Annotated in this window: 24 protein-coding genes; 19 read left to right on the top strand and 5 right to left on the bottom strand. The window is 65.1% G+C overall.

Annotated features, from left to right (window positions below; genetic code table 11):
* The first annotated feature begins 14 nt into the window (after positions 1-14).
* The 8 genes from D7S86_RS00135 (at position 15) to D7S86_RS00085 (ending at position 9,604) form a co-directional block, all read left to right on the top strand.
* Positions 15-893, top strand: coding sequence for a branched-chain amino acid ABC transporter permease (locus D7S86_RS00135; RefSeq protein ID WP_121081960.1), 879 nt, complete (start codon positions 15-17; stop codon positions 891-893).
* Positions 890-1,897, top strand: a complete 1,008-nt coding sequence (locus D7S86_RS00130) for a branched-chain amino acid ABC transporter permease (protein ID WP_121081958.1) — start codon at positions 890-892, stop codon at positions 1,895-1,897. Before D7S86_RS00135 ends, D7S86_RS00130 begins: the two co-directional genes overlap by 4 nt.
* Positions 1,894-3,477: an ATP-binding cassette domain-containing protein gene (locus D7S86_RS00125; protein ID WP_121081956.1), complete on the top strand. Its 1,584-nt coding sequence runs from the start codon at positions 1,894-1,896 to the stop codon at positions 3,475-3,477. Before D7S86_RS00130 ends, D7S86_RS00125 begins: the two co-directional genes overlap by 4 nt.
* Before the next feature lie 30 nt (positions 3,478-3,507).
* On the top strand, positions 3,508-4,194 hold the full coding sequence (locus D7S86_RS00120; protein WP_121081954.1) for a DAPG hydrolase family protein: 687 nt from the start codon (positions 3,508-3,510) through the stop codon (positions 4,192-4,194).
* A gap of 654 nt (positions 4,195-4,848) precedes the next feature.
* A complete protein-coding gene (locus D7S86_RS00110) occupies positions 4,849-6,258 on the top strand; it encodes an MFS transporter (protein ID WP_158601823.1) in 1,410 nt (469 codons plus the stop codon).
* 241 nt (positions 6,259-6,499) lie between these two features.
* A complete protein-coding gene (locus tag D7S86_RS00100) occupies positions 6,500-7,570 on the top strand; it encodes a sensor histidine kinase (protein WP_121081946.1) in 1,071 nt (356 codons plus the stop codon).
* A complete protein-coding gene (locus tag D7S86_RS00095; protein ID WP_240647935.1) occupies positions 7,558-8,436 on the top strand; it encodes a LytR/AlgR family response regulator transcription factor in 879 nt (292 codons plus the stop codon). The genes D7S86_RS00100 and D7S86_RS00095 overlap by 13 nt, the downstream gene beginning before the upstream one ends.
* A gap of 256 nt (positions 8,437-8,692) precedes the next feature.
* Complete coding sequence (locus D7S86_RS00085) at positions 8,693-9,604, top strand: sterol desaturase family protein (RefSeq protein ID WP_121081941.1); 912 nt, start codon at positions 8,693-8,695, stop codon at positions 9,602-9,604.
* A 152-nt stretch (positions 9,605-9,756) separates the two neighbouring features.
* Here the strand turns inward: D7S86_RS00085 and D7S86_RS00080 are convergent, their stop codons facing one another.
* Positions 9,757-10,038 carry a BrnA antitoxin family protein gene (locus tag D7S86_RS00080; protein WP_121081940.1) on the bottom strand — a complete coding sequence of 94 codons (282 nt, stop codon included), beginning with the start codon at positions 10,036-10,038 and terminating at the stop codon, positions 9,757-9,759.
* The gene (locus tag D7S86_RS00075) at positions 9,998-10,270 is read right to left on the bottom strand and encodes a BrnT family toxin (protein WP_121081938.1); all 273 of its coding nucleotides are present in this window, start codon (positions 10,268-10,270) and stop codon (positions 9,998-10,000) included. Before D7S86_RS00075 ends, D7S86_RS00080 begins: the two co-directional genes overlap by 41 nt.
* Before the next feature lie 447 nt (positions 10,271-10,717).
* Here D7S86_RS00075 and D7S86_RS00070 point away from each other — a divergent pair, with 447 nt between their 5' ends.
* The 3 genes from D7S86_RS00070 to D7S86_RS00060 all read left to right on the top strand — a co-directional run bounded on the left by D7S86_RS00070 (position 10,718) and on the right by D7S86_RS00060 (position 12,885).
* On the top strand, positions 10,718-11,923 hold the full coding sequence (locus D7S86_RS00070) for an HPP family protein (RefSeq protein ID WP_121081936.1): 1,206 nt from the start codon (positions 10,718-10,720) through the stop codon (positions 11,921-11,923).
* Between the two features lie 20 nt (positions 11,924-11,943).
* Complete coding sequence (locus D7S86_RS00065) at positions 11,944-12,372, top strand: MarR family winged helix-turn-helix transcriptional regulator (RefSeq protein WP_121081934.1); 429 nt, start codon at positions 11,944-11,946, stop codon at positions 12,370-12,372.
* Between the two features lie 258 nt (positions 12,373-12,630).
* Positions 12,631-12,885, top strand: a complete 255-nt coding sequence (locus D7S86_RS00060) for a hypothetical protein (RefSeq protein ID WP_121081931.1) — start codon at positions 12,631-12,633, stop codon at positions 12,883-12,885.
* A gap of 31 nt (positions 12,886-12,916) precedes the next feature.
* On the opposite strand, the gene D7S86_RS00055 is transcribed toward D7S86_RS00060, so the two are convergent.
* On the bottom strand, positions 12,917-13,237 hold the full coding sequence (locus tag D7S86_RS00055) for a hypothetical protein (RefSeq protein WP_121081929.1): 321 nt from the start codon (positions 13,235-13,237) through the stop codon (positions 12,917-12,919).
* 888 nt (positions 13,238-14,125) lie between these two features.
* Positions 14,126-14,551: a hypothetical protein gene (locus D7S86_RS00050; protein WP_121084105.1), complete on the bottom strand. Its 426-nt coding sequence runs from the start codon at positions 14,549-14,551 to the stop codon at positions 14,126-14,128.
* A 425-nt stretch (positions 14,552-14,976) separates the two neighbouring features.
* Here D7S86_RS00050 and D7S86_RS00045 point away from each other — a divergent pair, with 425 nt between their 5' ends.
* Complete coding sequence (locus D7S86_RS00045) at positions 14,977-16,077, top strand: glucosamine kinase nucleotide-binding domain-containing protein (RefSeq protein ID WP_121084103.1); 1,101 nt, start codon at positions 14,977-14,979, stop codon at positions 16,075-16,077.
* A 129-nt stretch (positions 16,078-16,206) separates the two neighbouring features.
* On the top strand, positions 16,207-17,031 hold the full coding sequence (locus tag D7S86_RS00040) for a Cof-type HAD-IIB family hydrolase (RefSeq protein WP_121081927.1): 825 nt from the start codon (positions 16,207-16,209) through the stop codon (positions 17,029-17,031).
* 126 nt (positions 17,032-17,157) lie between these two features.
* Here the strand turns inward: D7S86_RS00040 and D7S86_RS00035 are convergent, their stop codons facing one another.
* On the bottom strand, positions 17,158-18,231 hold the full coding sequence (locus D7S86_RS00035; RefSeq protein WP_121081925.1) for a glycosyltransferase family 4 protein: 1,074 nt from the start codon (positions 18,229-18,231) through the stop codon (positions 17,158-17,160).
* Positions 18,232-19,031: 800 nt separating this feature from the next.
* Here D7S86_RS00035 and flhD point away from each other — a divergent pair.
* The 6 genes from flhD to D7S86_RS00005 all read left to right on the top strand — a co-directional run.
* Positions 19,032-19,352, top strand: coding sequence for a flagellar transcriptional regulator FlhD (flhD, locus tag D7S86_RS00030; RefSeq protein WP_121081923.1), 321 nt, complete (start codon positions 19,032-19,034; stop codon positions 19,350-19,352).
* Between the two features lie 60 nt (positions 19,353-19,412).
* Positions 19,413-19,982 (top strand): flagellar transcriptional regulator FlhC, encoded by a 570-nt coding sequence (gene flhC, locus D7S86_RS00025; protein ID WP_121084101.1) that lies wholly within the window; start codon positions 19,413-19,415, stop codon positions 19,980-19,982.
* 311 nt (positions 19,983-20,293) lie between these two features.
* The gene (gene motA, locus D7S86_RS00020) at positions 20,294-21,154 is read left to right on the top strand and encodes a flagellar motor stator protein MotA (RefSeq protein WP_121081921.1); all 861 of its coding nucleotides are present in this window, start codon (positions 20,294-20,296) and stop codon (positions 21,152-21,154) included.
* Positions 21,155-21,166: 12 nt separating this feature from the next.
* A complete protein-coding gene (motB, locus tag D7S86_RS00015; protein ID WP_121081919.1) occupies positions 21,167-22,201 on the top strand; it encodes a flagellar motor protein MotB in 1,035 nt (344 codons plus the stop codon).
* 46 nt (positions 22,202-22,247) lie between these two features.
* Positions 22,248-22,625, top strand: a complete 378-nt coding sequence (locus D7S86_RS00010) for a response regulator (RefSeq protein ID WP_121081917.1) — start codon at positions 22,248-22,250, stop codon at positions 22,623-22,625.
* 120 nt (positions 22,626-22,745) lie between these two features.
* Positions 22,746-23,636: Hpt domain-containing protein (locus D7S86_RS00005; protein ID WP_205962720.1), on the top strand; the 891-nt coding region annotated here is incomplete at its 3' end.

The raw sequence follows: 23,636 nt of genomic DNA, 5'->3' as shown, positions 1-23,636 counted from the left end.
CACGGTCCCACGTCATGCTGCCGAATCTTGAAGTCGTCGCGAGCAGTCTCGTCTCGGGTCTGTTACTGGGAGGCATGCTCGCGCTGACGGCCCTGGGCCTGTCGATCGTGCTGGGCGTCATGAAGCTCGTCAATCTGGCCCACGGCGAGTGGCTTGTCGCGGGCGCATATCTCGGCTACTTCGCGACGCAGTATCTCGGCGTCGATCCGCTGTTGGCGCTTCCGCTGATCGCCGTGGCGATGGGCGCGCTCGCGTTGCCGTTTCACCGCGTGCTGATCCGTCCGCTCGCGGGCAAGGGCATGGAAGCGCCGATGATGACGATGTTCGGCGTGTCGATCATCCTGCAGAACGTCTATCTGCTTGCGTTCACGGCCGACACGCGTGCGATCGAGACGACCTATGCGGCGCGTCCGCTGCATATCGGACCCGCGACGGTGTCGGAGATCTATCTGATCGGCTTCGCGATTTCGGTGCTGCTCGCGTTGGCCGTGCATGCGCTGATCACGCGCACGGCGTTCGGGCGCGACCTGCGCGCGGCGTCGGCCGATCCGTCGGCCGCGGCCGTCATGGGCGTCGACGTCGGCCGCGTTCACGCGTTGACGTTCGCGCTCGGCGCGGCATGCGCCGCGATGGGCGGCGTGCTGATCGGCACCGCGTTCTCGTTCACGCCGAGCACCGGCGCGACGTATCTGCTGATCAGCTTCGCGGTCGTCGTCATGGGCGGCATCGGCAACATCTACGGCACGCTCGTCGCGGGCATCGTGCTCGGCGTGCTGCAAAGCATCGGCGCGCTGCTGTTCGGCGACGGATACCGCGATCTCGTCGGCCTCGTGCTGTTTCTGCTCGTTCTCACGCTGCGGCCGCAGGGCCTCGTCAAGGGAGTCCGTTCATGATCCATCTCACGAAAGGCCGTGCGGCGGCCGATGCCGCGGCGGCCGATGCCGCACCCGCGGGTTTCGCGCATCGGCACGCGTGGGCCGGCGAGCTGCAGCCCGTGCTGATCGCGGCCGCGTTGCTGGCGCTCGTGGCGCTCGCGACACCGTTCATGGGCGACTACGCGCTCGAAGTCGGCTTTCGTCTTCTGCTGCTGATGACGATCGCCGAAGCGTGGAATTTGCTCGCCGGGTACGGCGGCCTCGTTTCGCTCGGCACTGCGGCGTTCTTCGGGGCGGGCGCGTATGCGTTCATGGGACTCGTCAACGTCGCCGGCCTGTCGTTCGTCGCCGCGCTGCCGCTATGCGGATGCGTCGGCGCGGCGCTCGCGTGGATCGTGTCGCGCGCGGTGTTCCGGCTGCGCGGCCTCTATTTCACGGTCGGCACGCTCGCGCTCGCCGAAGCGCTGCGGCTCTTCATGATCAACTACAGCGGATTCGGCGGCGCGTCGGGCATCTTTCTATCGAAGGATCCGCCGGGCCTGCGCACGCTGTTCTTCATGGCGCTCGCACTGCTCGCGGTGACGGCGGTCGTCATGGATCTCGCGACGCGCTCGCGCTTTTCGATTCTGTTGCGCGCGGTCCGCGACGACGAAGACGCGGCCGCGCAGATGGGCGTGCGCACGTTCCGGATCAAGCTCGTCGCGTTTGTCGTCGCGAGCTTTCTGATTGGCGTGGCAGGCGGGTTGCAGGCGCTCAAGCTCGGCACGATCGAGCCGTACGGGACGTTCGGCGTGCAATGGACGGTCAGCGCCTTGTCGATCGTCATTATCGGCGGGCAGGGGCTGCGCATCGGTCCCGTCGTCGGGGCGGTGTTCGTCGTCGCGCTGAGCGAAGCGCTCGCCGACTATCCCGCGCTGCATCTCGCGACGACGGGCGTGATCCTGATTCTCGTCATTCGCTTCGCGCCGTACGGCCTGGCCGGCATCGCGCGCACGCTTCTGAACCGCAAGGCCCGATCATGAACGACGCACGTCCTCTGCTGGTTGCCGCGAATCTCGTCAAGCGATACGGCGGCCTCGTCGCAACCGACAACGTCTCGCTGACGCTCGACGCGGGCGAGGTCGTCGGCATCGTCGGCCCGAACGGCGCGGGGAAGTCAACGCTGATCGGTCTGCTCGGCGGCGCGACGAAGGCGGACTCGGGCTCGGTCGTCTTCGATGGCCAGGACGTCACGCAGGCCGGCGCGGCGCAGCGCGCGCGGCTCGGGATCGGACGCACGTATCAGATCCCGCGTCCGTTCCTGAACATGACCGTCCGCGAGAACCTGCTCGCGGCGCGCTACAGCCTGTTTCCGTTCGTGCCGAAAGCCCAGGCGATCGCGGCCTGCGATCGCGTGCTCGACCGCACGGGACTGCTCGATGTCGCGGATCTCGCGACACGCGCGTTGCCGCTCTTGCGACGCAAGCGGCTCGAAGTGGCGCGCGCGCTCGCGCTCGAACCGAAGTTGCTGATGCTCGACGAAGTGGGTGCCGGACTCGTCGACAGCGAAGTCACGGAACTGATCGAACTGATCCGGTCGCTCAAGGGCGAGGTCGACGGCATCATCATCATCGAGCACGTGTTGCGCGTCGTGCGCGAGTGCTGCGAGCGGCTCGTCGTCATCAACTTCGGCCGCACGTTCGCGCAGGGGCCGACGCGGGACGTCCTCGCGAGCGACGAAGTGGCGGCCGTCTATCTGGGCACCTCGCATCAGCCGCGGGCCGCATCGACAGACGTGCAAACGGACGGACTGATGCGCGCCGTGGCGACGCGCGCGGACACGCCGTCGACCGCATCGGCGCCGACGCGTGTGCCCGCCGGACCTGCGGCAATCACGGCCAAAACGCCGGGCCGCATGATCCTCGAACTCGAAGGTGTTCATGCCGGCTACGGTCAGGCGCGCGTGCTCAACGGGATCGATCTCGCGGTTCGCGAGGGGGAAGTCATTGCGGTGCTCGGCATCAACGGCTCGGGAAAAACGACGCTCGCGAATGTGATTTCGGGCGTCGTCCGTCCCTCGGCGGGGTCGATTCGCGTCGACGGCAAGGCGGTCGCTCACGGGCCGCATCGCGTCACGGCGCTCGGACTCTCGCAATGCATGGAAGGCCGTCGCATCTTCGGTTCGCTGACCGTCGAGGAGAATCTCATGCTCGCGGCGCGCGGCGCGCGTGCGCCCGAGATGCGCGAGCGGCTCGACCACGTTTATGCGCTGTTTCCCGATCTGCGCGAGCGCCGGTCGAACGCGGGTACTTCGATGTCGGGCGGACAGCAGCAGATGCTCGCGATCGGCCGCGCATTGATGGCCCGGCCGCGTCTCATCGTGTTCGACGAGATCAGCCTCGGCCTCGCGCCCGTCATGATGGACCGGCTCTATCAGGCGCTGGGCGAACTCAAGCGGACCGGCCTCACGATGCTGATCGTCGAGCAGGACGTCGAGCGCGCGCTCGATCTCGCCGACGAAGTGCATGTCATGGAGCATGGACGGTTCGCGCTATCGGGCGCGACCGATTCGATTCGAAACGACCCGCGTTTGCGGGATCTCTATATCGGCACCGCCGACTAGCCATCCGAAGCTGACCCACAGGAGACATCGATGAGACTCGACGAGGTAGAACGCTTGCTCGACCCCGCGCCCATGCCGCTCGAAACCGGATATGAACGGTTCGACGACGGGGTCCTGCATGTCGCGTGCCGCACGGACTTCCACAATTGCACGGGCGAGATGTTCGAATGGTGGTTCCGTTCGCGTCCCGACACGCGGCACTACCGCTGGTGGCATCCGGTCGATCATGTCGGCAGCGATTGGATCGAGGGCACGTCGGATACTCATGTGGGTTCGATTCACCTCGCCGAGGAATACTTCACGGGTCTGCCCGCGCAGAAACTGTCGATCCAGTTCCGCGACTCGACCGAGTTTTTCAGCAAGGACGGTTATGAAAAGGCGCGCGCGAACAAGCAGGTGACCGCGTCCGTGTGCGCGCGCACGGGCATGGGTTTCGATGCGCCGCGCATGCCCGATGGCCGTGTGATCGGCGGCCGGCTGCTGCATATCGGCCGCGATACGCCATGGGGTTTCGCGCTGCGCAGCCACTTTTATCTCGGTCAGGACTTGCCGGCACTCGGCAAGACGCCCGAGGAGGTCGCGGCGGTGTGTCCCGACGAATTCGGCCGGGCGTTGCTGATGCACTGCTACAACGAGTTCACGTTTCTGTCGCGTTTCCTCGCGGGGCTGTATCTCGGCGACAACCGCGAGAAGCTCGATATTCCCTTGCCGTGGTGATCGCATGCGCCGCCTCCGAGATCGTGCGCATGTGCGGGATGACGGCGTGCGGCGCCGTCTCGCGCGCGGCTGTCCGGCGCGTGTCGATTCATCCGTCGATGGCCGAGTGTCGAGGATCGCGCGGCGCCCGCATGGACCGCGTATTGCGCGCGCGATGCGCGGCATGATCGCGTGGTTCCGGCTCGCTGCGCGCGTGCGTGCGCAGTGCGAGGCGCTGCACGTGTTCGAACCCGACGGCGACGCCGCGGAGCGTGGGGATGCGGCGCGCGATCGGCCGGCGCGTTCGACGCGGTGGCGATGATGCGTGCCTGCACTTCGCCGGCAAGGGCGTTCGGGTATGCTGGCGGGCCCGCGATAACCGCCCGGTGATCGCCCGGTGATCGCCGGGCGGGCACGGTCGTCGAGCATGGACAGGTTCTGAGAATGAGTAGGGTGATGTGGGCTTCATACCGGCATGTCGCGGTTCGGATATCGATGTGGCTGCGTCGTGCGGCACCTCTTCCCGATCGGCCGATCGAGGATCGTCGGTCGCAGGGCCGACATCCGGGCGATCGACGCATACCGGATGGACCGACCCAGGATCCGCGCGGTCCCGATCGGTCTGCGACGGATCCGCGGCACGCGGACGCTCTGTCCGACCATGATGCCGACGCCTTGATCTCCCCGGCGCACTGGCATGCGTGGCTACCCATTGCGGTGCTGCTCGTCGGTGCGTTTCTCCCGCCGATGGACTTCTACGTGCTCAACGTGGCGCTGCCCGAGATTCGCCGCTCGATTCACGCCGCGCCGTATCAGCTCCAATTGAGTCTCGCGGGCTACGCGGGCGCCTATGCCGTGGGCCTCGTGCCGTCGAGCAGTCTCGGCGAGACCTATGGACGCAAGCGGATGTTCCTGACGGGGCTGTTCTGCTTCACGTTGGCCTCGACGCTGTGCGGCGCCGCGACGACGCCGTGGGCGCTGATCGCGGGCCGCATCGCGCAGGGCGCGTCGGCGGCGGCCATGATTCCGCAGATCCTGTCGCTCGTGAAAACGCATTACACGAGCCGTGTCTATCCCGTCGTGACGAGCGGCATCGGCATCGCCTACGGCACGGCCGCTCTGATCGGGCAGTTCGTCGCGGGCGGCTTGCTCGCGTGGCGGCCGTTCGGCTGGACGTGGCAGGCGATCTTCTTCGTGAATCTGCCGGTCGGCGCGCTGGCCTGGCTGGCCGGGCTGTTCTGGTTGCCGGGGCGGCGCTCGACGCAATCGAGTTCGGTCAACGTGTTGGGCTCGGCATGGCTGCTCGCTGCGTTTTCGGGGATCGTGATTCCGCTGGCCGTACCGTCGGACGTGCTGGCCCTCACGTCGAAGTGTGTCATCGGGGCGCTCGCGCTCGCGAGCATGGTGCCGTTTTATCGCTATCAGCGGGCGCGCATTGCCGCGGGGCGTAGTTTTACGGTCGACGTTCGCATGCTCGATCGGCGGTCCTTCCGGATCTGTCTGATCGTCGCGTTGCTGTTCTTTACCGACAACGTATTTTTCCTCGTGTATGCGGTGTTCCTTCAACAAGGGCTGGGTTTTACGCCCTTGGCCGCCGCGAACACGATGGTCGCGTTCGGACTCGGCTTCGTGTTCGGGCCGATGACGGCGGCGCGCATCGCGAAGCGCGCGGGCGCGCGCACGTTGTCGATCAGTTTCGCGAGTCTTGCGGCCGGGTTCGGCCTGCTTGCGTGTTCGACGTATGCGCATCCCGAGCGGCAGACCGTGCTTGCGTCGCTCGGCCTGATGATCGCAGGCTTCGGACATGGACTCACGATCGCGTCGCTGCTGAGGATCACGCTCGAACACGTGTACCGGCACGAGGCGAGTTCGGCATCGGGGTTAATCAACACGGCGCTCCAATTGAGCACGGCGATCGGTACAGCCGCGTTCGGTTCGATTTTCTATGCGTCGTTGCCGATGTCGCCTGTCGCTATCGATTACGCGCATGCGCTGGTGCGCACCTTGATCGCGGTCGTCGGCGTGCAGGCGATCTGCATCGCGTTGAGCCTGCGGCTCGATCGATGGGCGAGGGTGTCGCGTTAGCGCGTTGGCGCGTTGGACGCGGGCTGCATGCTCGGTGACGGTCGCAGACATCGATGCATCGGCGCGCGCGATTCAATCGGCGATGGGTTTTCGCATACCATAGTCGTCGCTTGCGACCGTCCGATTCGATCGAACGGGCCGCGTGTGACGTGGCGTGACACGCGCCGCTTCGGCGTCCGGGCCGAGAGCGCATGAGCCAGTGCGAGCCCGCGCGAGGCGCCAGGTGACCCCTTCAACGATCATGAACGACGTCTTTCCGACTCCGAAGCCGATGTGGCGGCGCCTGTCGTGGTTCTGGGCCGCGTTCTGGCTGCTGATGCTGGCTGTCAGCGTCCAGGAGTCGCTGTGGATGGGCCACTTGCAGGTCTGGCGCCCGCTCGTCGATACGGGATCGTCGGCGATCGCGGCGACCGTGCTCGCGATCGTGCAGATCCGACGCGCCGATCGCTTGAGTCGTCTCCTGAACCAGCCGATCCGATGGTTTCTTCGCCTGTGGGCCTGGATGCCGCTTCAGTTCGTTGCGTTCGTCACGGGGATGTATGCGTTGCGGCTCGCCGTGTACGCGCTCGCGGGACAGCGATACCGGCATGGACCCTGGCCGGCCGTGCTCACGTACGAAGTCACGAGCTTCCTGCTCTACTTCACCTTGTTCAGCGGCATTCATTTCGGCTTGCGCTCGTATCGCGCATGGGTCGACGAGCGTCTGGTCGCCGAACGCCAGGTGAGCCTCGCACGCCAGATCCAGCTCGCGCAACTCACGCAGCAGCTGCAGCCGCACTTTCTGTTCAATGCGCTGAATACGATCTCGTCGCTGATCCACAGCGATCCGGACTCGGCCGATCGTCTGCTGACACGTCTCGCGACGTTGCTGCGCGCGACGACCGACGCGAGTCAACGGCCCGAGCAGCCGCTCGCCGATGAACTCGCCTTGCTGCGCGCGTATGCGGCGATCATGACCCAGCGCTTTGCCGATCGCGTGCGGATCACGTGGGATATCGATCCCGCCGCGCACGATTGCCATGTGCCGACGCTGGCGCTGCAGCCGCTGCTTGAAAACTGCTTTCACCATGTCGTCGAACGGCGCATGGCGCCGACGCATATCGCGATTCGCGGTACATGCCGGGAGGGGCGGCTCGACATCGAGATCGAGGACGATGGCGATCTGCAGCAGGTTCCTGAACGGCGCGGCGTGGGGCTCGGCAATCTCGCGCAGCGGCTGCAGTCGCTGCACGGTGGCGAGGCGCGTCTCGACCTGCGCGTGCGTGCGGGCGGCGGACTCATCGTCGGCGTGAGCCTGCCATGCGCGCATTGATCGTCGACGACGAGGCGCTCGCGCGGAGCAAGCTCCGGCATATGCTGCGCGTGTTTCCTGACGTCGAGGTCGTCGGCGAAGCCGCCGACGGCGCGACGGCGCTCGCGCTCGTGGCCGAACTGCGGCCCGACGTGATCTTTCTCGACGTGCAGATGCCCGAGGTCGACGGCTTTGACGTCGCTGCGTCGTTGCCCGACGCGGCGGCGACGCCCGAAGCCGCTCCGGCGCAGGCGTCTGGAAACGCGCGCGTCAGGGTGTCGCCTTCCCGGTCTCACTCCGCGGCACGTGTTGCGCCTGCATTGACATCCGCATCTGCACCCGCACCTGTATCCGAACCTGCATCTGCATCGGCGCCTGTGTCCGCGCTCGCCTCTCCGCCCGCCATCGTGTTCGTGACCGCGTTCGATCAGTACGCGTTGCGGGCTTTCGACGCGCAGGCCGTCGATTATTTGCTCAAGCCCGTCGACCCCGAGCGTCTCGCGCGGACGGTGCAGCGCTTGCGCAAGCCGGCCGATGCCGTGGCGCGTGCGAGCGTCGGGATGCCCGCGCATCTGGTGGTGGCCGAGCGGGGCAAGACGCATGTCGTCCGATGCGCGGACATCGAATGGATCGAGGCGGCGGACAACTACGTGAGCCTCCACTTGAGCGACCGCAGTTTCCTATTGCGCCGTACGCTCGCGGCCTTGCTCGAGGATCTTTCGCCGGCTTTTGTCCGCACGCATCGGAGCTTCGCGGTTGCGCTCGCCGCCGTGCTGCGCGTGCAGCCGCGCGGCAAGGGCGATGCGACGGTCGTGTTGCGCGGCGGCGCCGAGGTACCGTGCAGCCGCCCCTACCGCGAAGCATTGATCGCGCGCCTGCGTCTCTAGGTCCCGCAAGGGACGTCTTGTCTCCCACATCGCTTTCGGTACTCGAGACCGAGACCCGACACCCGAGGCTCGGCACCCCGCACCCCGCACCCCGCACCCCGCACCCCGCACCCCGCGTCGAGCGGTCCGCGCATGCCATTCGCGTCGCGATCGAGCCGGTTCGCCCCGCCGTGCATGCGGTTCGTCCCACGTCGATTGTGGTCCGCGGGCGGCCTCTCTACGCTGACCACCATGCCTTCTTCGATCGGGAACGACCATGGCCATGCTGCTCAATCTGCTTCAGTACGCGAACGGGACCGTGCTCGTTGCGTCGTTGATCGAGGCGCTCGTGCTGGCCGTGCGATATGGCCGGCACCGCTACGATTGGAAAGCCACGCTGGTCTCGATCACCGATTTCCTCGTGCGCGAGTACCCGTTGCGCTGGCTGCTGCCGCTCGCGTTCTGGGGCCATTGGATGGACTGGTTTTGGCGACACCGCCTGTGGACCTTGCCGATGCACCATTGGACCGGCTGGCTCGCATGCTTCGTCGGCCAGGAGTTTTGCTACTACTGGTATCACCGCGCGGCGCATCGGACGCGGTGGTTCTGGTGTACGCACTCGGTCCACCACTCGCCGAATCAGCTGAATCTTTCGGCGGCCTATCGTTTCGGATGGACCGGACGTCTGACGGGGTCGACGGCATTCTTCATGCTCGCGCCGCTGTTCGGCATGCCGCCGGGCGTCGTGATGCTGATGCTCACGCTGAACCTGCTTTATCAGTTCTGGCTCCACGTCGACTGGATCCCGCGTCTCGGACCGCTCGAATGGATTCTGAACACGCCGTCCGCGCATCGCGTTCATCACGCGTCGAACGTCGAGTATCTCGACGCGAACTATGGCGGCGTGCTGATCGTCTTCGACCGGCTTTTCGGGACCTATGTCGCGGAACGGCGCGATCTGCCGTGCCGGTACGGCCTCGTCGAGCCCGTGACGACATACAACGTGCTCGCGATCGAGTTCGGTCAATGGCGCGCGTTATGGCGCGATCTCGTCTCGGCGCGCTCGCTGCGCGACGCCTGGGGCTATGTGTCCGAGCCGCCCGGCTGGCGGCCCGATGGACAAGGAGAGACGACAGACGATCTGAGGCGCCGCGCGAAGCCGATCGCGCTGGGCATGCGGCCTGAATGATCGATGACTCGACACGGTGCGCGGACGCGATCGCGTCGTCGTGGTCATGTCGCCGTCACGCAAGGTTTCACGCGTTCCACTGAACGGCACGGGTCGCGCCGAAGCTGCCAAGACGACAGCATACCGGGACACTTGGCTGCGGATCGATGCACTCAAGTCGAGGGCACGGCCTCGGGCGAGTGCGTCTTGAGCCAGTCCTTCAGGGCGTCGTTCATCCGCGTTTGCCAGCCTTTGCCGGTCGCTCGGAAGGCCGAGAGGACGTCGTCGTCGAATCGGATCGTCGTGAGGGTCTTATGCGTGCCTGCCGGTCGGCCGCGCCGCACGAGCGTGCGACCCACATACTCGTCGGCATGCTCGAAAAATGCATCGGTCAGTTCCGGCGCATCGTCGGGATCAACCCACTCGGTGCGCGTACCGTTCTTGTTCGCGTTCATTTGCTTTCCTCATGCTGATGATGCGACGGGCCTTGCCGCGAGGTGTCCAAACGACAATCACCATCCGGCCGGCCAGGCGACCCATCGTGATGTAGCGTGGCTCGTCATAGCCCTCGCGGAGATCCGGCGCCGTGTAGTGGCGACCTGCAAAAATCTCGGCAGCGCGTTGGAAATCCAAGCCGCGCTCGATCAGCGTTGTGTCACGCTTGATCGCGTCAAATTCGATTTCCATGTGAATTATTGTAGATACAGAAAATACCACGAACTGGAATATTTGTTACTACAAAAAAGCTCATGCTGGACCTGACTATGTTTCGTGAATGCCTGTGGGACGGTCCTCGGCTGTTCGCCGCACGGTCTTGTCACCGATCAACCGAGCCGCCCTCGCGACCGGTCGCGTGCGCACTGCCCGGAGATTCGATACGTGCGAAGTGCTCGATGCGTTGATGAGCCGGCAGTGCGAGGATCGAGCGTCGCGAAGCACGCGCAATGAAGCGGGCGAAATGTAGTCAAGGGCGATCGCTGCCGCTTGCCTGTTTGAGGCATTTATATCGCGTCGACATATAATTTCGAGATTCGATCGTTTCGTGCTGCCGTCCGGGCGGATTTCGCGATGCGCATCGCGTTTGTTCCGATCCATTGAATCGCCGATACGACCGTGACTCGACTGTTTCGCCGGATGCGCGTCTGGCTGTCCTCTTTCTCTCCCGCGCCGATGACCGTGCGCGGGGCCGAACGCGTGCGCGCGTGCGTCGGCGCGTTGATCGGCATCGCATGCGTCGGCATCACGATGCGCGTGCTGCTCGCGAACCATCCGGCGGCCGTGCCGATGCTCGTGGCGCCGATGGGGGCGTCCGCCGTGCTGCTGTTCGGGGTGCCCGCGAGTCCGCTCGCGCAACCTTGGTCGATCATCGGCGGCAATCTCGTCGCGGCGACGATCGGCGTCGCGTGCGCGCAGCTCATACCCGATCCGCTCCTCGCCGCGGCGCTCGCCGTTGCGCTCGCGCTGGCCGGCATGTTCGCCCTGCGCTGCGTGCATCCTCCGTCCGGCGCGGTCGCGCTGACGGCCGTGCTCGGCGGTCATGACATTCATGCCCTCGGGTTCGGCTTCGTCGTCTCGCCGATTTTGTTTCAGTCGATGGCCCTGCTCGGCGCCGCGCTCGTCTATCACGCCGCCACGGGCCATCGATATCCGCATGCGAACCACGCCGCGCAAGCGCTCGGCATGGCGCGAGGCAGCGATGCGCAGGGGCTGCCGCCGATGCCGCTCACGCGCGGCGACCTCGACGCCGCGCTCGCCCGGCAACGCGAACTGCTCGACATCGCACCCGACGACCTCGAGACGTTGTTCCGCGACGTTCAGCTTCACGCATACGCGCGCTCGTTCGCGACGCTGACGTGCGCCGAGATCATGTCGCGCGACGTCATCGTCGTCGGGCCGCGGATGCCCGCGACGCTCGCGCTCGAACGTCTGACGCGCCATCGCGTCAAGGCGCTTCCGGTCAGCGACACCGCGGGCCGGCTCGCCGGCATCGTCACGCGCGCGGATCTCATGCAGCCCGATGCGCGTGAGCTCGGCGCGACACGCATCGTGCGGCTCATGCGCCGCTGGCTCGCATCGGCCGAACCGGCCGCGAAGCGCACGCCGGGATGCACGGTCGGCGACGTCATGACGACCGAGGTTCGCGCCGTGTCGATCGATGCGCCGGTATCGGAACTCGTGCCGCTGTTCGCGGACCACGGTCACCACCACGTTCCCGTCGTCGATCGCGATCGGCGCGTGGTCGGCGTGATCACGCCGACGGATATGATTCGGGGCGTATATCGGCAGGCGGGCCTCCCTGAACGTTCGATCGAACACGGGGGTGCGCGCCATGCCGCATAGCCCCCTTTGATCGATACGCCATGACATCGCGCACGCAGAAGACTTCGCCGACACCGCTTGCCAAAGCCGATTTCGAACAGCTTTCCGAGTTCCGCTATCAGATGCGGCGCTTCGAGCGTTTCTCGGAGCAGGCGGCGCAGAGCGAAGGCGTGACGCCGCTCCAATATCTGCTGATGCTCCACATCAAGGGCTATCCCGACCGCGATTGGGCGACGATCGGCGAACTCGCCGAACGTCTTCAGGCCGCGCATCACAGCGTGGTCGCGCTCGTAACGCGCTGCGAAACCGCGGGCCTCGTGCGGCGCCGGATCAGCGAGACCGACCGGCGTCAGGTCGAGGTCCATCTGCTCGAGAAAGGCGAGAGCGTGCTCGCGCGGCTCGCCCAGATGCATCGCGCGGAATTGACGTCGCTTAAAGGCGCATTCGTCGTGCCGCATATCGAGATCTAGGGATTTCCCACCCTATTTTTTGGCCGATTGCCGCCGCTTATCGTCGTGAATGCGCGGCCGTCGGGCGGTGTCGCTTTCCGACGATTTTCCTCACCGTTGATTACGGCGCCCGGATTTTGGGTAACATCGGGCCCTGGCGATGCAGCGCCCAGTGCATCGGCGACAGGTTATTCAAGAGGTCCGGCCGCCACGATATGCGGACCGGACTCGGATCGATAACCGGAAGAATTTCGGGGATGGGCGGTATTCAGACACATTATGAAAAAGAAAGACGGGGCGGCCGGCGCGTGGGAAATTCACACGCTGGCGGCCGAGGGCAAGCTGGGCATCGCGTTCGAGTTGTTCTCGAACGACGCGGTGACCTACAACGCCGATCCGGCACATCCGCAATACGCGTTGACCTCGGACCAGGTTCACGCGTTGATTTCGGATCTCAATCGCGCATTGCTCGAACTCGAACGCGAGCGCGATCGGCACGCGCACGAACTGCGTTTCGGTTCGGCGTCGCGCTGACGCCATCAGCCATGGGCGACGCGCGCGGCGTTTATGACGATTCCGTCGGCGCGAGATGCGAAGCGATATAGTCGCGTACGATATCCGTCGCGTCCTGATGTTGCCGTTCGCCGAGCCAGTCGGCGAGACATTCGAAAAAGGCGCGCTCGAATAGCGCGGTTTGCCCGCGCGTGATGCGTCGGCGGATATCGTCGAGCGCGCTCATCCGATTTTCATGACGGCGGCTCGCCAGCTCGGCGGCCTCGCGCGCGACGAGATCCGGTATCGAGAGCCGCACGTGCATCTTCTCCCGTTCGAGCGCGCGCAAGCGCCGCTTACCGTCGGGCGTTACGACTTTGTTTCGGATATTCATCGACGTGCCCAGGCAATTTCAGCGACCCCGTTTATTGATTTCCGCTGCTGCGCCATAACCTGAACTGGTGCTGCGTGGTGTCTTCAAAATGATTCAATCGCTCTGCGCTGTTTTAAAAATCGCGCATTCGGCGGATAGGATCGAGGCCGGCAAACCGGCGCGCTGCGATCGATGGGGGGCGCAATCTCGTGCGCTTCTGGCTGGAATATGCAGAGATTCAGCGAAAATATCAATCGCAATCCGGTTCACGAGGATCGTCCACGGACGTGAATCGATATGGGGCGTTAATTGGGGTGCGATTAATTCGATGGATCGAATCACGTCGAATCGCGAGCGAACCGGATCGGATATCAAAAAAGGCATGCGCCGATATTGGGTCGCTAAAACCGTTCGGAAATCGTTATGCGGCGGGCAGTTATTGCGAGAATCGCGATGACTTGCCGGTAAGAAAAAAGGCGATGGTTTCCGATCCGGTAAGGGACGCGCGAAGGACAGCAGATCGACGACTCGCTAGGGGACGAGCGAAGGACAGCGGATTGACGACTCGGTATGGGACGCGTGGAGGACAGCGGATTGACGACTCGGTAAAGGGCGCGCGATGGACAGCGGATCTACGATTCGGGAAGGGCTGCGCAAAGGACCGCAGATCGACGATTCGGTGAGGGGTGCGCGAGGGACCGCGGATCGACGATTCGGGGAGGCCGTAGCGATGAGGTGGTGCGGCGTACGCCGTGCGGGTCGTGCAGTGGGCGGTGCGGGCGACAGGGCGGCACACGATCGGCGTTGCGCGACGACCTGTCGTCGAGGGGCTCGATCGTCGCGGATCGGGGCCGGTCGCGTGGGCGTCGCATGCGCGGCGATACGACGTGCGTGCGACGTGCGATGCCTCTACGCGGCGGATTTCACGCGTTCGCTGCTGAGGGCGAACTGACGCGCGATCGACGTGAGCCGCTCGCGCCATTCCCAGATGCCGAACACATCGTGGACATTCTGCAGGCAGCTGAGCAATTCGACGGTCGTCGGATCGTAAACGTTGATCTTCGAGTGGAGCAGGGCCTTGCGCAACTGCGCGACGCCGGCGTCCATGTATCGGGGGATCTGGCTTGCGGGCCGGTTCAGATAGCGGACCGGAATGCCTTCGAGCGCCGTCATGTAGTCGCGCGGCTTGATGAAGTTGCCGACCGGACATCCGCCGCAATAGCCGCGATAGGCGCCGCCGCCGCGCGGCAGCAGCGCCGCGCGCCCTTGCGCGAAAAGATGCGTCGCCGCAGCGTCGAAAATTTGCTGATGGCTGAGGAAATGAACGGTTCTCATTGTCTGGTCTCCCGCGTGCGTTTGCGTGTTTGCAATCGTGTTCGCAATCGCTTTCATGCCGAATGTAGCCGCGCTACCCGGTAACGATGAACTGGTGTTTTCACGATGGCGGCAATTCTGACACGCAGGAAATCGCGCGCAAGTGCGCGGGGTGGACCGCGCGGCCGTGTTGCTTTCGGGCCACGGCAAGGCAGAATCGAGGTTTTTTGTCCGCTTGCCGCCGCTGAATGGCGCTGGAGCATGGCGGCGGCGCGACGGCGACGCACTATCGCGCATCACGGCACGGCGGCGCGGCGGCGCACCGCACGCGCGAGACTTGCGCAATGTTTGATGCACGACACGGCGAGGCGCCGGGTCTCGCCTATCGCGGACCGCGATGCGCGAGCGGCGGCCTCGCAGACCATCGTCGCCACTTGGGAGAGCACATGACACGTTTTGCAGTCGGAATCGATGGGGGCGGCAGCGGAACGCGGGCGTTGCTGGCCGACGAGCAGGGCGTGGTGCTGGCGCGCGCCGACGCGGGCCCCTCGGCGCTCGGTCTCGGTGTCGAACGCGCGTGGGACGCGATCGGCGAGGCCGCGCGGGACGCGTTCGCGTCGGCCGGGATCCCGTTCGACTGGCGCGCGATCACGCTGTGCTGCGGTCTGTCGGGCGTCAACAACGCCGCGTGGCACGGCGCATTCGAGGCGCTCCAGCCGCCCGTCGCGGCACTGTCGCTCGTGTCCGACGCGTACACGACGCTTTGGGGCGCGCATGGCGGGCGACCGGGCGTCATCGTCGCGCTCGGCACGGGCAGTATCGCGGCCGCGCTCGTCGATACGCGCGCGTCGTCGCGCGTGCATGCCGGTCCGGCTGGCCCAGCCGATCTGGCAGAGGCGGCCGATTCAGCCGACGTGGTCGATGTGGCCGATGTGATCGATGCAAGCCACGCAAGCGATGCGAGTGATGCGCCCGACGCGACCGACGCGACCGACGTGGCACGCGTCGCCCCTGCGGGGGCTCTCGAGGAACGCATCTCGGGCGGCTACGGATTTCCGTCGGGCGACGAAGCGAGCGGCGCCTGGCTCGGCCTGCGCGCGCTCGTCTATCTGCAGCAGGTCATGGACGGACGCCGGCCCGCCGACGACTTTTCGGCCGCGCTCCGCGCGCAGACGGGCGCGACCTCGCGCGATGCGCTCGTCGCGTGGTCGTGCGACGCGAATCAGACGGCCTACGCAACGCTTGCGCCGATCGTGCTCGCATTCGGCGCGGCCGATCGTGGCCCGGCCGAGCGCGCGCACCCGTTCGCGCGCGCGTTGCTCGAACAGGCCGGCGACGAAATCGCGCGGATGATCGACGCACTGGATCCCGATGCCGTGTTGCCGATCGCATTGTGCGGCGGCCTGGCGGGTCCGCTCGCCCCTTATGTGCCCGCACGGTTCGTTGCGCGCTTGCGCGCGCCGGTTGCCGATTCCGTCGGCGGCGCGCTCGCGATTGCGTCGGCGCGGCTCGCGCGGACGCCGCCGCGCCAGGCGGGCCGTGTCTAAATCGCGGCGTCGCGCGCGCGGCGTAAAATGTCACGGGTCCGCGATGCGGATCTGCTTGTTCACGGGGCCAAGCGCGGACCGCGCCGGTCGTCGCCAAGGCTCCGTACGTCGTCACTTCAGAAGCCTGCCATGTACCGACTCATCGCCACCGACCTCGACGGAACCCTGCTCAATGCGCATCACCAGGTCGATCCCTTCACGATCGACGTGCTTCGCAAACTCGAACGGCAGGGCGTCGCGATCGCGATTGCCACGGGCCGGCACTACTCGGACGTCGCCGGCATCCGCGACGTGCTCGGTGTGCGGGCGCATCTGATCACGTCGAACGGCGCGCGCGTTCACGATCCCGACGATCGCGAAATCTTCGCGGAAAACATCCGGCCCGAATTCGTTCGCCGGCTTGTGTCGCACGATGTCGCCGACGATGCGATCGTCAATTTGTTTCTCGATCGCGACTGGCTGATCGACCGTGATGCCCCCGAACTGCTCCGCTATCACCAGGATTCGGGCTTCCGATATGCGGTGACGGATCTGCGCGCCTATCCGGGCCACGATGTCGCCAAGGTGCTCTATATCGCCGAGCCCGAGACGCTGGCGCGTGTCGAGACGAATCTCGAACGCGAGTTCGCCGACGAGCTCTACGTCACGTATTCGCTGGCCGACTGTCTCGAAGTCATGTCGCCGGTCGTCTCGAAGGGTCGCGCGCTGCAGGTCGTGCTCGATCGTCTCGGCATCACGCGCGCGGACTGCGTCGCGTTCGGCGACAACATGAACGACATCGATATGCTCGAGACGGCCGGTCGGCCGTTCATGATGGGCAATTCGAATCCCGATCTGATCGCGCGTCTGCCGCACGTGCCGCGCATCGGCAACAACTTCGACGCGGCCGTCGCGCGACAACTGACGCAACTGTTCGATCTCGAAAACCTGCAGGACGACGCGCCGGTCGCGTAAGGCTTGTTCGGGGACACGCCTGAGCGCGTGCAGGCGCTATGCCGATCCTAGCCCAGACCCATCCATAGGCCATAACGCAGCCCGGCCTGGAGCAGAGCGGGGCAGAGTCGGCGCTCGAACCGAGACTCAGCCGAGCGCCACGCTGCACAGCGAAGGGCGCACCGGCTCGCGCGCGCGGATCAGTGAGGCGTAGGCGTCGACATATCGGCGCGCCATGACGTCGGACGTGAACCGGCGTTCGAACTGCGCGCGGATTTCGTCGCGCGACAGATCGGCGAGATTGCCGAGCGCCTGCACGGCGCCATCGACGTCGTCGACGATAAAGCCCGTCACGCCGTGATCGATGACCTCGGGCACCGAGCCGCGCCGGAATGCGATGACCGGCGTGCCGCATGCCATCGATTCGATCATCACGAGACCGAACGGCTCGCACCAGTCGATCGGGAACAACAGCGCCGCCGCGCCGGACAGGAATGCGGGTTTCTGGCTCTCGTTGATCTCGCCGACGAATTCGACGTCGGCGGTTGCGAGCAACGGCTCGATGTCGCGCTCGAAATACTCGCGGTCGACCTTGTCGACCTTGGCGGCGATCTTCAACGGCATGCCGACGCGCGCGGCGATCTCGATCGCCGTATCGACGCGTTTTTCCGGGCAAATCCGGCCGAGAAACGCGAGATAGCCGCCGTCGTTCGCGGCCGCGCGCGGCGTGAGCAAGCCCGACGGCAGACCGTGATAGATCGTGTCGAGCCAGCCCGCGTTCGGCAGCGGCGCGCGTTGCGAATCGGAAATCGAGACGAGCGGCGCCTGCGGAAAGGCCGAAAACATCGGCGCGATCTCGGGCAAGTCGAGACGTCCATGCAGCGTCGTCACGAACGGCGTCTCGATGTCCGCGAACAACGAGAACGGCAGATAGTCGAGATGAAAGTGCAGCACGTCGAACTCGCGCGCGCGGCGCCGGACGTGTTCGAGCAGCATGATGTGCGGCGCGAACGTGTCGCGAATCGACGGATCGAGGCGCAGGGCCTGCGGCCACGCGGCTTCGAGCCGCGCATTCGTGATCGAGTCGCCGCTGGCGAACAAGGTCACGTCATGACCTTGCTCGACGAGCGCCTCGGTCAGATAGGACACGACGCGCTCGGTGCCGCCATAGAACTTCGGCGGAACAGCTTCGTGGAGCGGGGCGATCTGGGCGATTCGCATCGGATTCCTCCTTGAACGGATTCCAGAACCCTGCGCGGCGCCGATCGCTTGCCATAGAGGCACGAGTCGGTTGCCGCAGATAAACCATCAGGATTCGACGCCCTCATTATCTCGGCGGCCCCCGCGTCTATTCAGCTTCCTTTTCAAAGACTTGCGCTTGTTACGGCGGGAAACATCCGTGCCCGCCGCAGATTCCTGGGTTGCGGTGCGACAGGCGCGCGAAAAAACCGGGCCCTTGAGACGATTCCGTTGCGGAATGCCGCGCACGCTCAATTGTTGTGCGCAAGGGTAAACCCTCTGCAAAAGCAGGATTTTGCGGTTTGAAGCAGTTGTATCGGCGCGCCGCGGCCCGATATCGATTCCGGGCGGGCGGTTCGTGACGCCGGATCGCCCTTTGCGCGCAAGGCTTTCCGGCAATTTGTGCCAAATAGAACAGTTGTACAAACCAGTGAACCAGGGTTGGGTGTAAACTTCGTGAACTTTTGCGATATCGATCCGAGTGTCGCGTTTACCGAATGTTTACCTCGGCGTCTCCGGTAAGAAATACGGCGAAAAAGGAGACACGCCGTGATGCGAGGTAAGACATTCAGGCTTCATGGTGTTTGCCCCAGCCCCCGCAAACCCTTGTCAAATAAGGATTCCTCCAAAAATGTAGGAATTCTTCTTACACGTTTTTTAGAAAAACTTTATTTCGCATCTTCGCTTCTTCCGATTTCGGCGGCTCGTCCTCTCACGCAGAATTTGACTCAACAACACGGGGCAACGGTTCGTCCGCGTGAGTCAACCAAGCGAGGGTATCAATGAGCTACAGCAGCGAAATGCTCAACGAAATCAAGGAAGTCAATCTGTCGTACTTGCTTCTCGCACAACGGTTGCTGCGCGAAGACAAAACGACCGGCATGTTTCGCATGGGTCTGTCCGATCACGTCGCGGACGTGCTCGCGAACCTGACCTTGTCCCAGACGGTCAAGCTGGCTGCAACGAACCAGTTGCTATGCCGGTTCCGTTTCGACGATCACGCCGTGCTGTCATCGCTCACGCATTCAGGCAAGAACGCCGGAGTGGCATCGTCGCATGCGGCGATCCTTCTGGCGGGCCAGCCCGTCGAGCAAATCGGTTAATTCGTCAAAGCATCGTTTGAGTGCGCGATGCGTCGCGAAGGCGCGAGCGGGAGAAGCAACATGGCATCCAAAAGCGTAGTCCTTGAAGCAAAAGAAATTACGCTCGCGATCGAGTTGATCGAACTCGGGGCGCGGCTGCAGTTGCTCGAAGCTGAAACGAATCTGAGCCGCGACCGGCTCATCAAGCTCTACAAGGAACTCAAAGGGGTCTCGCCACCCAAGGGCATGCTGCCGTTCTCCACGGACTGGTTCATGACCTGGTTGCCGAACATCCACTCCTCGCTGTTCTACAACACCTACCGTTTCATGATTCAGCACGGCAAGTGCGACACGATCCAGGCGGTCGTGAAGGCTTACCGGCTCTATCTCGAACACGTCGAACTCCAGGGCGGCGAAGCCGTGCTCGGGCTCACGCGCGCATGGACGCTCGTGCGCTTCTTCGACAGCGGGATGCTCCAGATGACGCCGTGCAGCCGGTGCGGCGGTCACTTCGTCGCGCATGCGCACGATCCGAAGTCGGGCGTGGTCTGCGGGCTCTGCCAGCCGCCGTCGCGTGCGGGCAAGACGCGCAAGTCGACGGCCGAGACGATCGAACGCGTCTCGACCGAAGACGCCGAAATGATCGGCTGACAGCGGCAATCCGCTCGGTCTCGCCACGGCGCGTGGCCAAGGCGGCGCGAATCGCCCGCGCGATGCGGCAAGGACGCGCGCACGGCACAAAACACGCGGCGCACAACCTCGCGAAAACGGCGTGTCGGCCCCCGCGATCGCCCGCCCGGCAAGCGTTGCGCGGCGTCTCGTTGTTTACCCTCAGTCGCTCGCGTGCGAAGCGTTTCTTCCGCGCCCTTCTTAAGTTTCCCAACGACCCTGCCGTTATCACGCTCAACAATGGCCGCCGCCGGAATCGGTGTCCCCAGCGGCATTAAAAGAGGATTCACGCAGTGCTCGTCTTCATTGGATACATCGTTACGCTTGTCTCGGTCTTCGGCGGCTATCTGCTGGAGGGCGGGCATCTGGGCGCGCTCGTCCAGCCGGTGGAACTGCTGATGATCGGTGGCGCGGGGCTCGGTGCATTCATCGTCGGCAACAATGCCAAGGCGATCAAGGCCACGCTCAAGGCGTTGCCTGGCCTGCTTCGCGGCTCGCGCTACAACAAGTCGCTCTATATGGAGCTCATGGCGCTGCTCTACATGCTGCTCGCGAAGGCGCGCAAGGACGGCATGCTCGCGCTCGAGACCGATATCGACGGTCCCGCGGACAGTCCGCTGTTCATGCAGCACCCGAAGATCCTCAAGGATCACCACATCGTCGAGTTCCTCACCGATTACCTGCGGCTGATGATCAGCGGCAACATGAACGCCTTCGAAATCGAAAGCCTCATGGACGAGGAAATCGAGACGCATCACCAGGAAGGCAATGTGCCGGCCGGCTGTCTGCACAAGCTCGGCGACGCGATGCCCGCGTTCGGGATCGTGGCGGCCGTCATGGGCGTCGTGCACACGATGGCCAACGCCGGCCTGCCGCCGCAGGAGCTCGGCGCGCTGATCGCCCAGGCGCTCGTCGGCACGTTCCTCGGCATCCTGCTGTCGTACGCGTTCATCGGGCCGCTCGCGACGTTGCTCGAACAGCGCGTCAACGAGTCCACGAAGATGCTCCAGTGCATCAAGGTCACGATTCTCGCGAACCTCAATGGGTATGCGCCGGCGCTCGCTGTCGAGTTCGGCCGCAAGGTGCTGTTCTCGACTGAGCGTCCGTCGTTCGTCGAGCTCGAAGAGCACGTGCGTTCGGTCAGAGCGAAATAGGCGAGGTCGAGCATGGCGCCAAGAGGCAAGGCAGCAAAGGGCGAACCGGGCGCAGTAGCAGCGCGCCCGATCGTCATCAAGCGTGGCGGCGTGCATCGGCACGCGCACCACGGCGGCGCGTGGAAGCTCGCCTATGCGGACTTCATGACCGCGCTGATGGCGTTCTTCCTGCTGCTCTGGCTGTTGAGCTCGGTCAATACGGCCGAACTCGCCGGGATCGCCGACTATTTCAAGATGCCGCTCAAGGATGCATTGCTCGGCGGGCACAAGGTGTCCGAGGGGTCGAGCATCGTCGACGGCGGCGGTACGGATTTGTCGCGCACGCAGGGCGATGCGACGACGGACGCCGGCCGGCGCACGCCGTCCGAGAAGTCGACGAATCCGCGGCGTGACGAGGACGACCAGCAGCGCCTGCGCGAACTGAAGGCGCGGCTCGAAGCGGCGGTCGCGTCGAATCCGAAGCTGACGCCGTATCAGCAGAATATCCGGATGGATATCACGCCCGAGGGGCTGCGCATCCAGATCGTCGACACGCAGAACCGGCCGATGTTCGGGACCGCGAGCGCGGCCGTCGAGCCCTATATGGAGCAGATTCTTCGCGAGATCGGCAAGTCGCTCAACACGCTGCCGAACCACGTGATCCTCTCGGGGCACACCGACGCGCAGCAGTACTCGGGCGGCGAGAAGGGCTACAGCAATTGGGAGTTGTCGGCGGATCGCGCGAACGCGTCGCGGCGCGAGCTCATCGCGGGCGGCATGGACGAGTCCAAGGTGCTGCGCGTGGTCGGCGTCGGTTCGACGCAGAACCTCGACAACGACAATCCGTACGATCCGGTCAACCGGCGCATCAGCATCATCGTGATGAACCGCCGCGCGGAGTCCGCGATTCAGAAGGATGGAGAAATGAGGACCGAGTCGGTTGCAAACCGGGCCGCAGCCGGCGCGGGCACCGGGGACGGCTCGGGCAGTAGGGCCGCTGGCGGCGCGACTGCGAACGACGCGGGGCAGACGGCGGGCGGCGCGGTGCAGGCGCCGGGCCGGCGTTGAGATTTCGACTCTGCGCGGCGCAGCACTGGGGACGGGATAGATATCGATGAGCAAACGAATATTGGCGGCCGACGATTCGGCTGCGATGCGCGAGATCCTCGGCGTCACGCTCGAGGAAGCCGGGTACGACGTCACGACGGCGTCGGATGGCCAGGAAGCGCTCGCGCTCGCGCTCAAGTCGCAGTTCGACCTCGTGCTGACCGATCAGCACATGCCGGCGATGGACGGCCTCAAGCTGATCCAGTCGTTGCGACAGATGGAGGCGTATGACGCAGTACCGATCCTCGTGCTGACGACGGAGTTCGGCGAGTCGTTCAAGCTCGCCGCGCGCGACGCGGGAGCCAGCGGCTGGCTGCTCAAGCCGATCGACCCGCTCACGCTGGCCGAAGTCGTCGCCGAGCTCATCGCGCACGAGGACGCCTGAGCGGCTTGAAGTACGCAGACAAAGCAGTATGACGGTCCCGCACCGGGTGGCACGCGGGACTCCCTGGAAACGAGTTATCCGGCCGCGCCCGCAAGGGTGAGCCGAAAGCGGTAGAAGAGCATGACACTCGACATTACACAGTTCTATCAGACCTTCTTCGACGAAGCGGACGAGCTGCTCGCCGAGATGGAGCGCCTGCTGCTCGAGATCGACGTGGGCAACCCCGACATCGAGCAGATGAACGCGATTTTCCGCAGTGCGCACTCGATCAAGGGCGGCGCCGCGACGTTCGGCTTCGTCGCGCTGACCGAGACGACGCACATTCTCGAGTCGCTGCTCGATCGAGCGCGCACGGGGGAAATGGCGCTGCGCACGGACATGGTCGATCTGTTCCTTGAAACCAAGGACGTGCTCTCGGACCAGCTCGTCGCGTATCGCGCGTCGACCGAGCCCGACGCGGCCCAGGCCGCGGCGATCTGCGCGAAGCTCAACAAACTGTCGGCCGAGCAATCGGGCCAGGCCGCGGCTGCTGCCGCCGCGCCGGCGTCGAAGCCCGCCGCGGCCGCCCCGCAGCCCGCGCCCGCTGCCGCCTCCGCGCCGAATGAATCGGGCGTGCCCGTACACGTGACCGACGCGCTCGCGAAGATTCAAGGCGGTGACGAGGCCGCTCAGCCCGACGGCAAGCCGCATCTGAAGATCGTCCTCAAGGGCGTCGGCGAGAAGGACCAGGATCTGCTGACGGAAGAGCTCGGCAATCTCGGCAAGCTCACCTCGCAGGTCAAGGCCGGCGACCGCCTGACGATCTGGCTCGATACCGATTGCACGGAAGACGACATCATCGCCGTCTGCTGCTTCGTGATCGATATGGATCAGATCGAGATCTCGATGGGCGTGCCGCCCGCGCCGACCGAAGCCGCACCGGAAGCCGCGGCGGCGCCCGTCGCCGCACCCGCGCCGGCGCCGGTCCAGGCTGCGGCCCCGGCGCCCGTCGCGGCGTCCGCGCCGATGACG

It is taken from the genome of Pararobbsia silviterrae, from assembly GCF_003628125.1.
GTDB classification, from domain to species: Bacteria; Pseudomonadota; Gammaproteobacteria; order Burkholderiales; family Burkholderiaceae; genus Pararobbsia; species Pararobbsia silviterrae.
The sequence above is the reverse complement of the archived record's forward strand: the minus strand, read 5'-3'. Positions and strand labels throughout refer to the sequence as shown.

What these genes read in the sequence shown, in the direction of transcription:
- D7S86_RS00035 (WP_121081925.1), bottom strand. Translation starts at nt 18,231, where the DNA reads ATGCGAATCGCCCAGATCGCCCCGCTCCACGAAGCTGTTCCGCCGAAG.
- D7S86_RS00040 (WP_121081927.1), top strand. Translation starts at nt 16,207, where the DNA reads ATGTACCGACTCATCGCCACCGACCTCGACGGAACCCTGCTCAATGCG.
- D7S86_RS00060 (WP_121081931.1), top strand. Translation starts at nt 12,631, where the DNA reads ATGAAAAAGAAAGACGGGGCGGCCGGCGCGTGGGAAATTCACACGCTG.
- D7S86_RS00125 (WP_121081956.1), top strand. Translation starts at nt 1,894, where the DNA reads ATGAACGACGCACGTCCTCTGCTGGTTGCCGCGAATCTCGTCAAGCGA.
- D7S86_RS00070 (WP_121081936.1), top strand. Translation starts at nt 10,718, where the DNA reads ATGCGCGTCTGGCTGTCCTCTTTCTCTCCCGCGCCGATGACCGTGCGC.
- D7S86_RS00075 (WP_121081938.1), bottom strand. Translation starts at nt 10,270, where the DNA reads ATGGAAATCGAATTTGACGCGATCAAGCGTGACACAACGCTGATCGAG.
- motB (WP_121081919.1), top strand. Translation starts at nt 21,167, where the DNA reads ATGGCGCCAAGAGGCAAGGCAGCAAAGGGCGAACCGGGCGCAGTAGCA.
- flhD (WP_121081923.1), top strand. Translation starts at nt 19,032, where the DNA reads ATGAGCTACAGCAGCGAAATGCTCAACGAAATCAAGGAAGTCAATCTG.
- D7S86_RS00135 (WP_121081960.1), top strand. Translation starts at nt 15, where the DNA reads ATGCTGCCGAATCTTGAAGTCGTCGCGAGCAGTCTCGTCTCGGGTCTG.
- D7S86_RS00080 (WP_121081940.1), bottom strand. Translation starts at nt 10,038, where the DNA reads ATGAACGCGAACAAGAACGGTACGCGCACCGAGTGGGTTGATCCCGAC.
- D7S86_RS00065 (WP_121081934.1), top strand. Translation starts at nt 11,944, where the DNA reads ATGACATCGCGCACGCAGAAGACTTCGCCGACACCGCTTGCCAAAGCC.
- D7S86_RS00120 (WP_121081954.1), top strand. Translation starts at nt 3,508, where the DNA reads ATGAGACTCGACGAGGTAGAACGCTTGCTCGACCCCGCGCCCATGCCG.
- D7S86_RS00130 (WP_121081958.1), top strand. Translation starts at nt 890, where the DNA reads ATGATCCATCTCACGAAAGGCCGTGCGGCGGCCGATGCCGCGGCGGCC.
- D7S86_RS00050 (WP_121084105.1), bottom strand. Translation starts at nt 14,551, where the DNA reads ATGAGAACCGTTCATTTCCTCAGCCATCAGCAAATTTTCGACGCTGCG.
- D7S86_RS00095 (WP_240647935.1), top strand. Translation starts at nt 7,558, where the DNA reads ATGCGCGCATTGATCGTCGACGACGAGGCGCTCGCGCGGAGCAAGCTC.
- D7S86_RS00100 (WP_121081946.1), top strand. Translation starts at nt 6,500, where the DNA reads ATGAACGACGTCTTTCCGACTCCGAAGCCGATGTGGCGGCGCCTGTCG.
- D7S86_RS00010 (WP_121081917.1), top strand. Translation starts at nt 22,248, where the DNA reads ATGAGCAAACGAATATTGGCGGCCGACGATTCGGCTGCGATGCGCGAG.
- D7S86_RS00045 (WP_121084103.1), top strand. Translation starts at nt 14,977, where the DNA reads ATGACACGTTTTGCAGTCGGAATCGATGGGGGCGGCAGCGGAACGCGG.
- flhC (WP_121084101.1), top strand. Translation starts at nt 19,413, where the DNA reads ATGGCATCCAAAAGCGTAGTCCTTGAAGCAAAAGAAATTACGCTCGCG.
- D7S86_RS00085 (WP_121081941.1), top strand. Translation starts at nt 8,693, where the DNA reads ATGGCCATGCTGCTCAATCTGCTTCAGTACGCGAACGGGACCGTGCTC.
- D7S86_RS00055 (WP_121081929.1), bottom strand. Translation starts at nt 13,237, where the DNA reads ATGAATATCCGAAACAAAGTCGTAACGCCCGACGGTAAGCGGCGCTTG.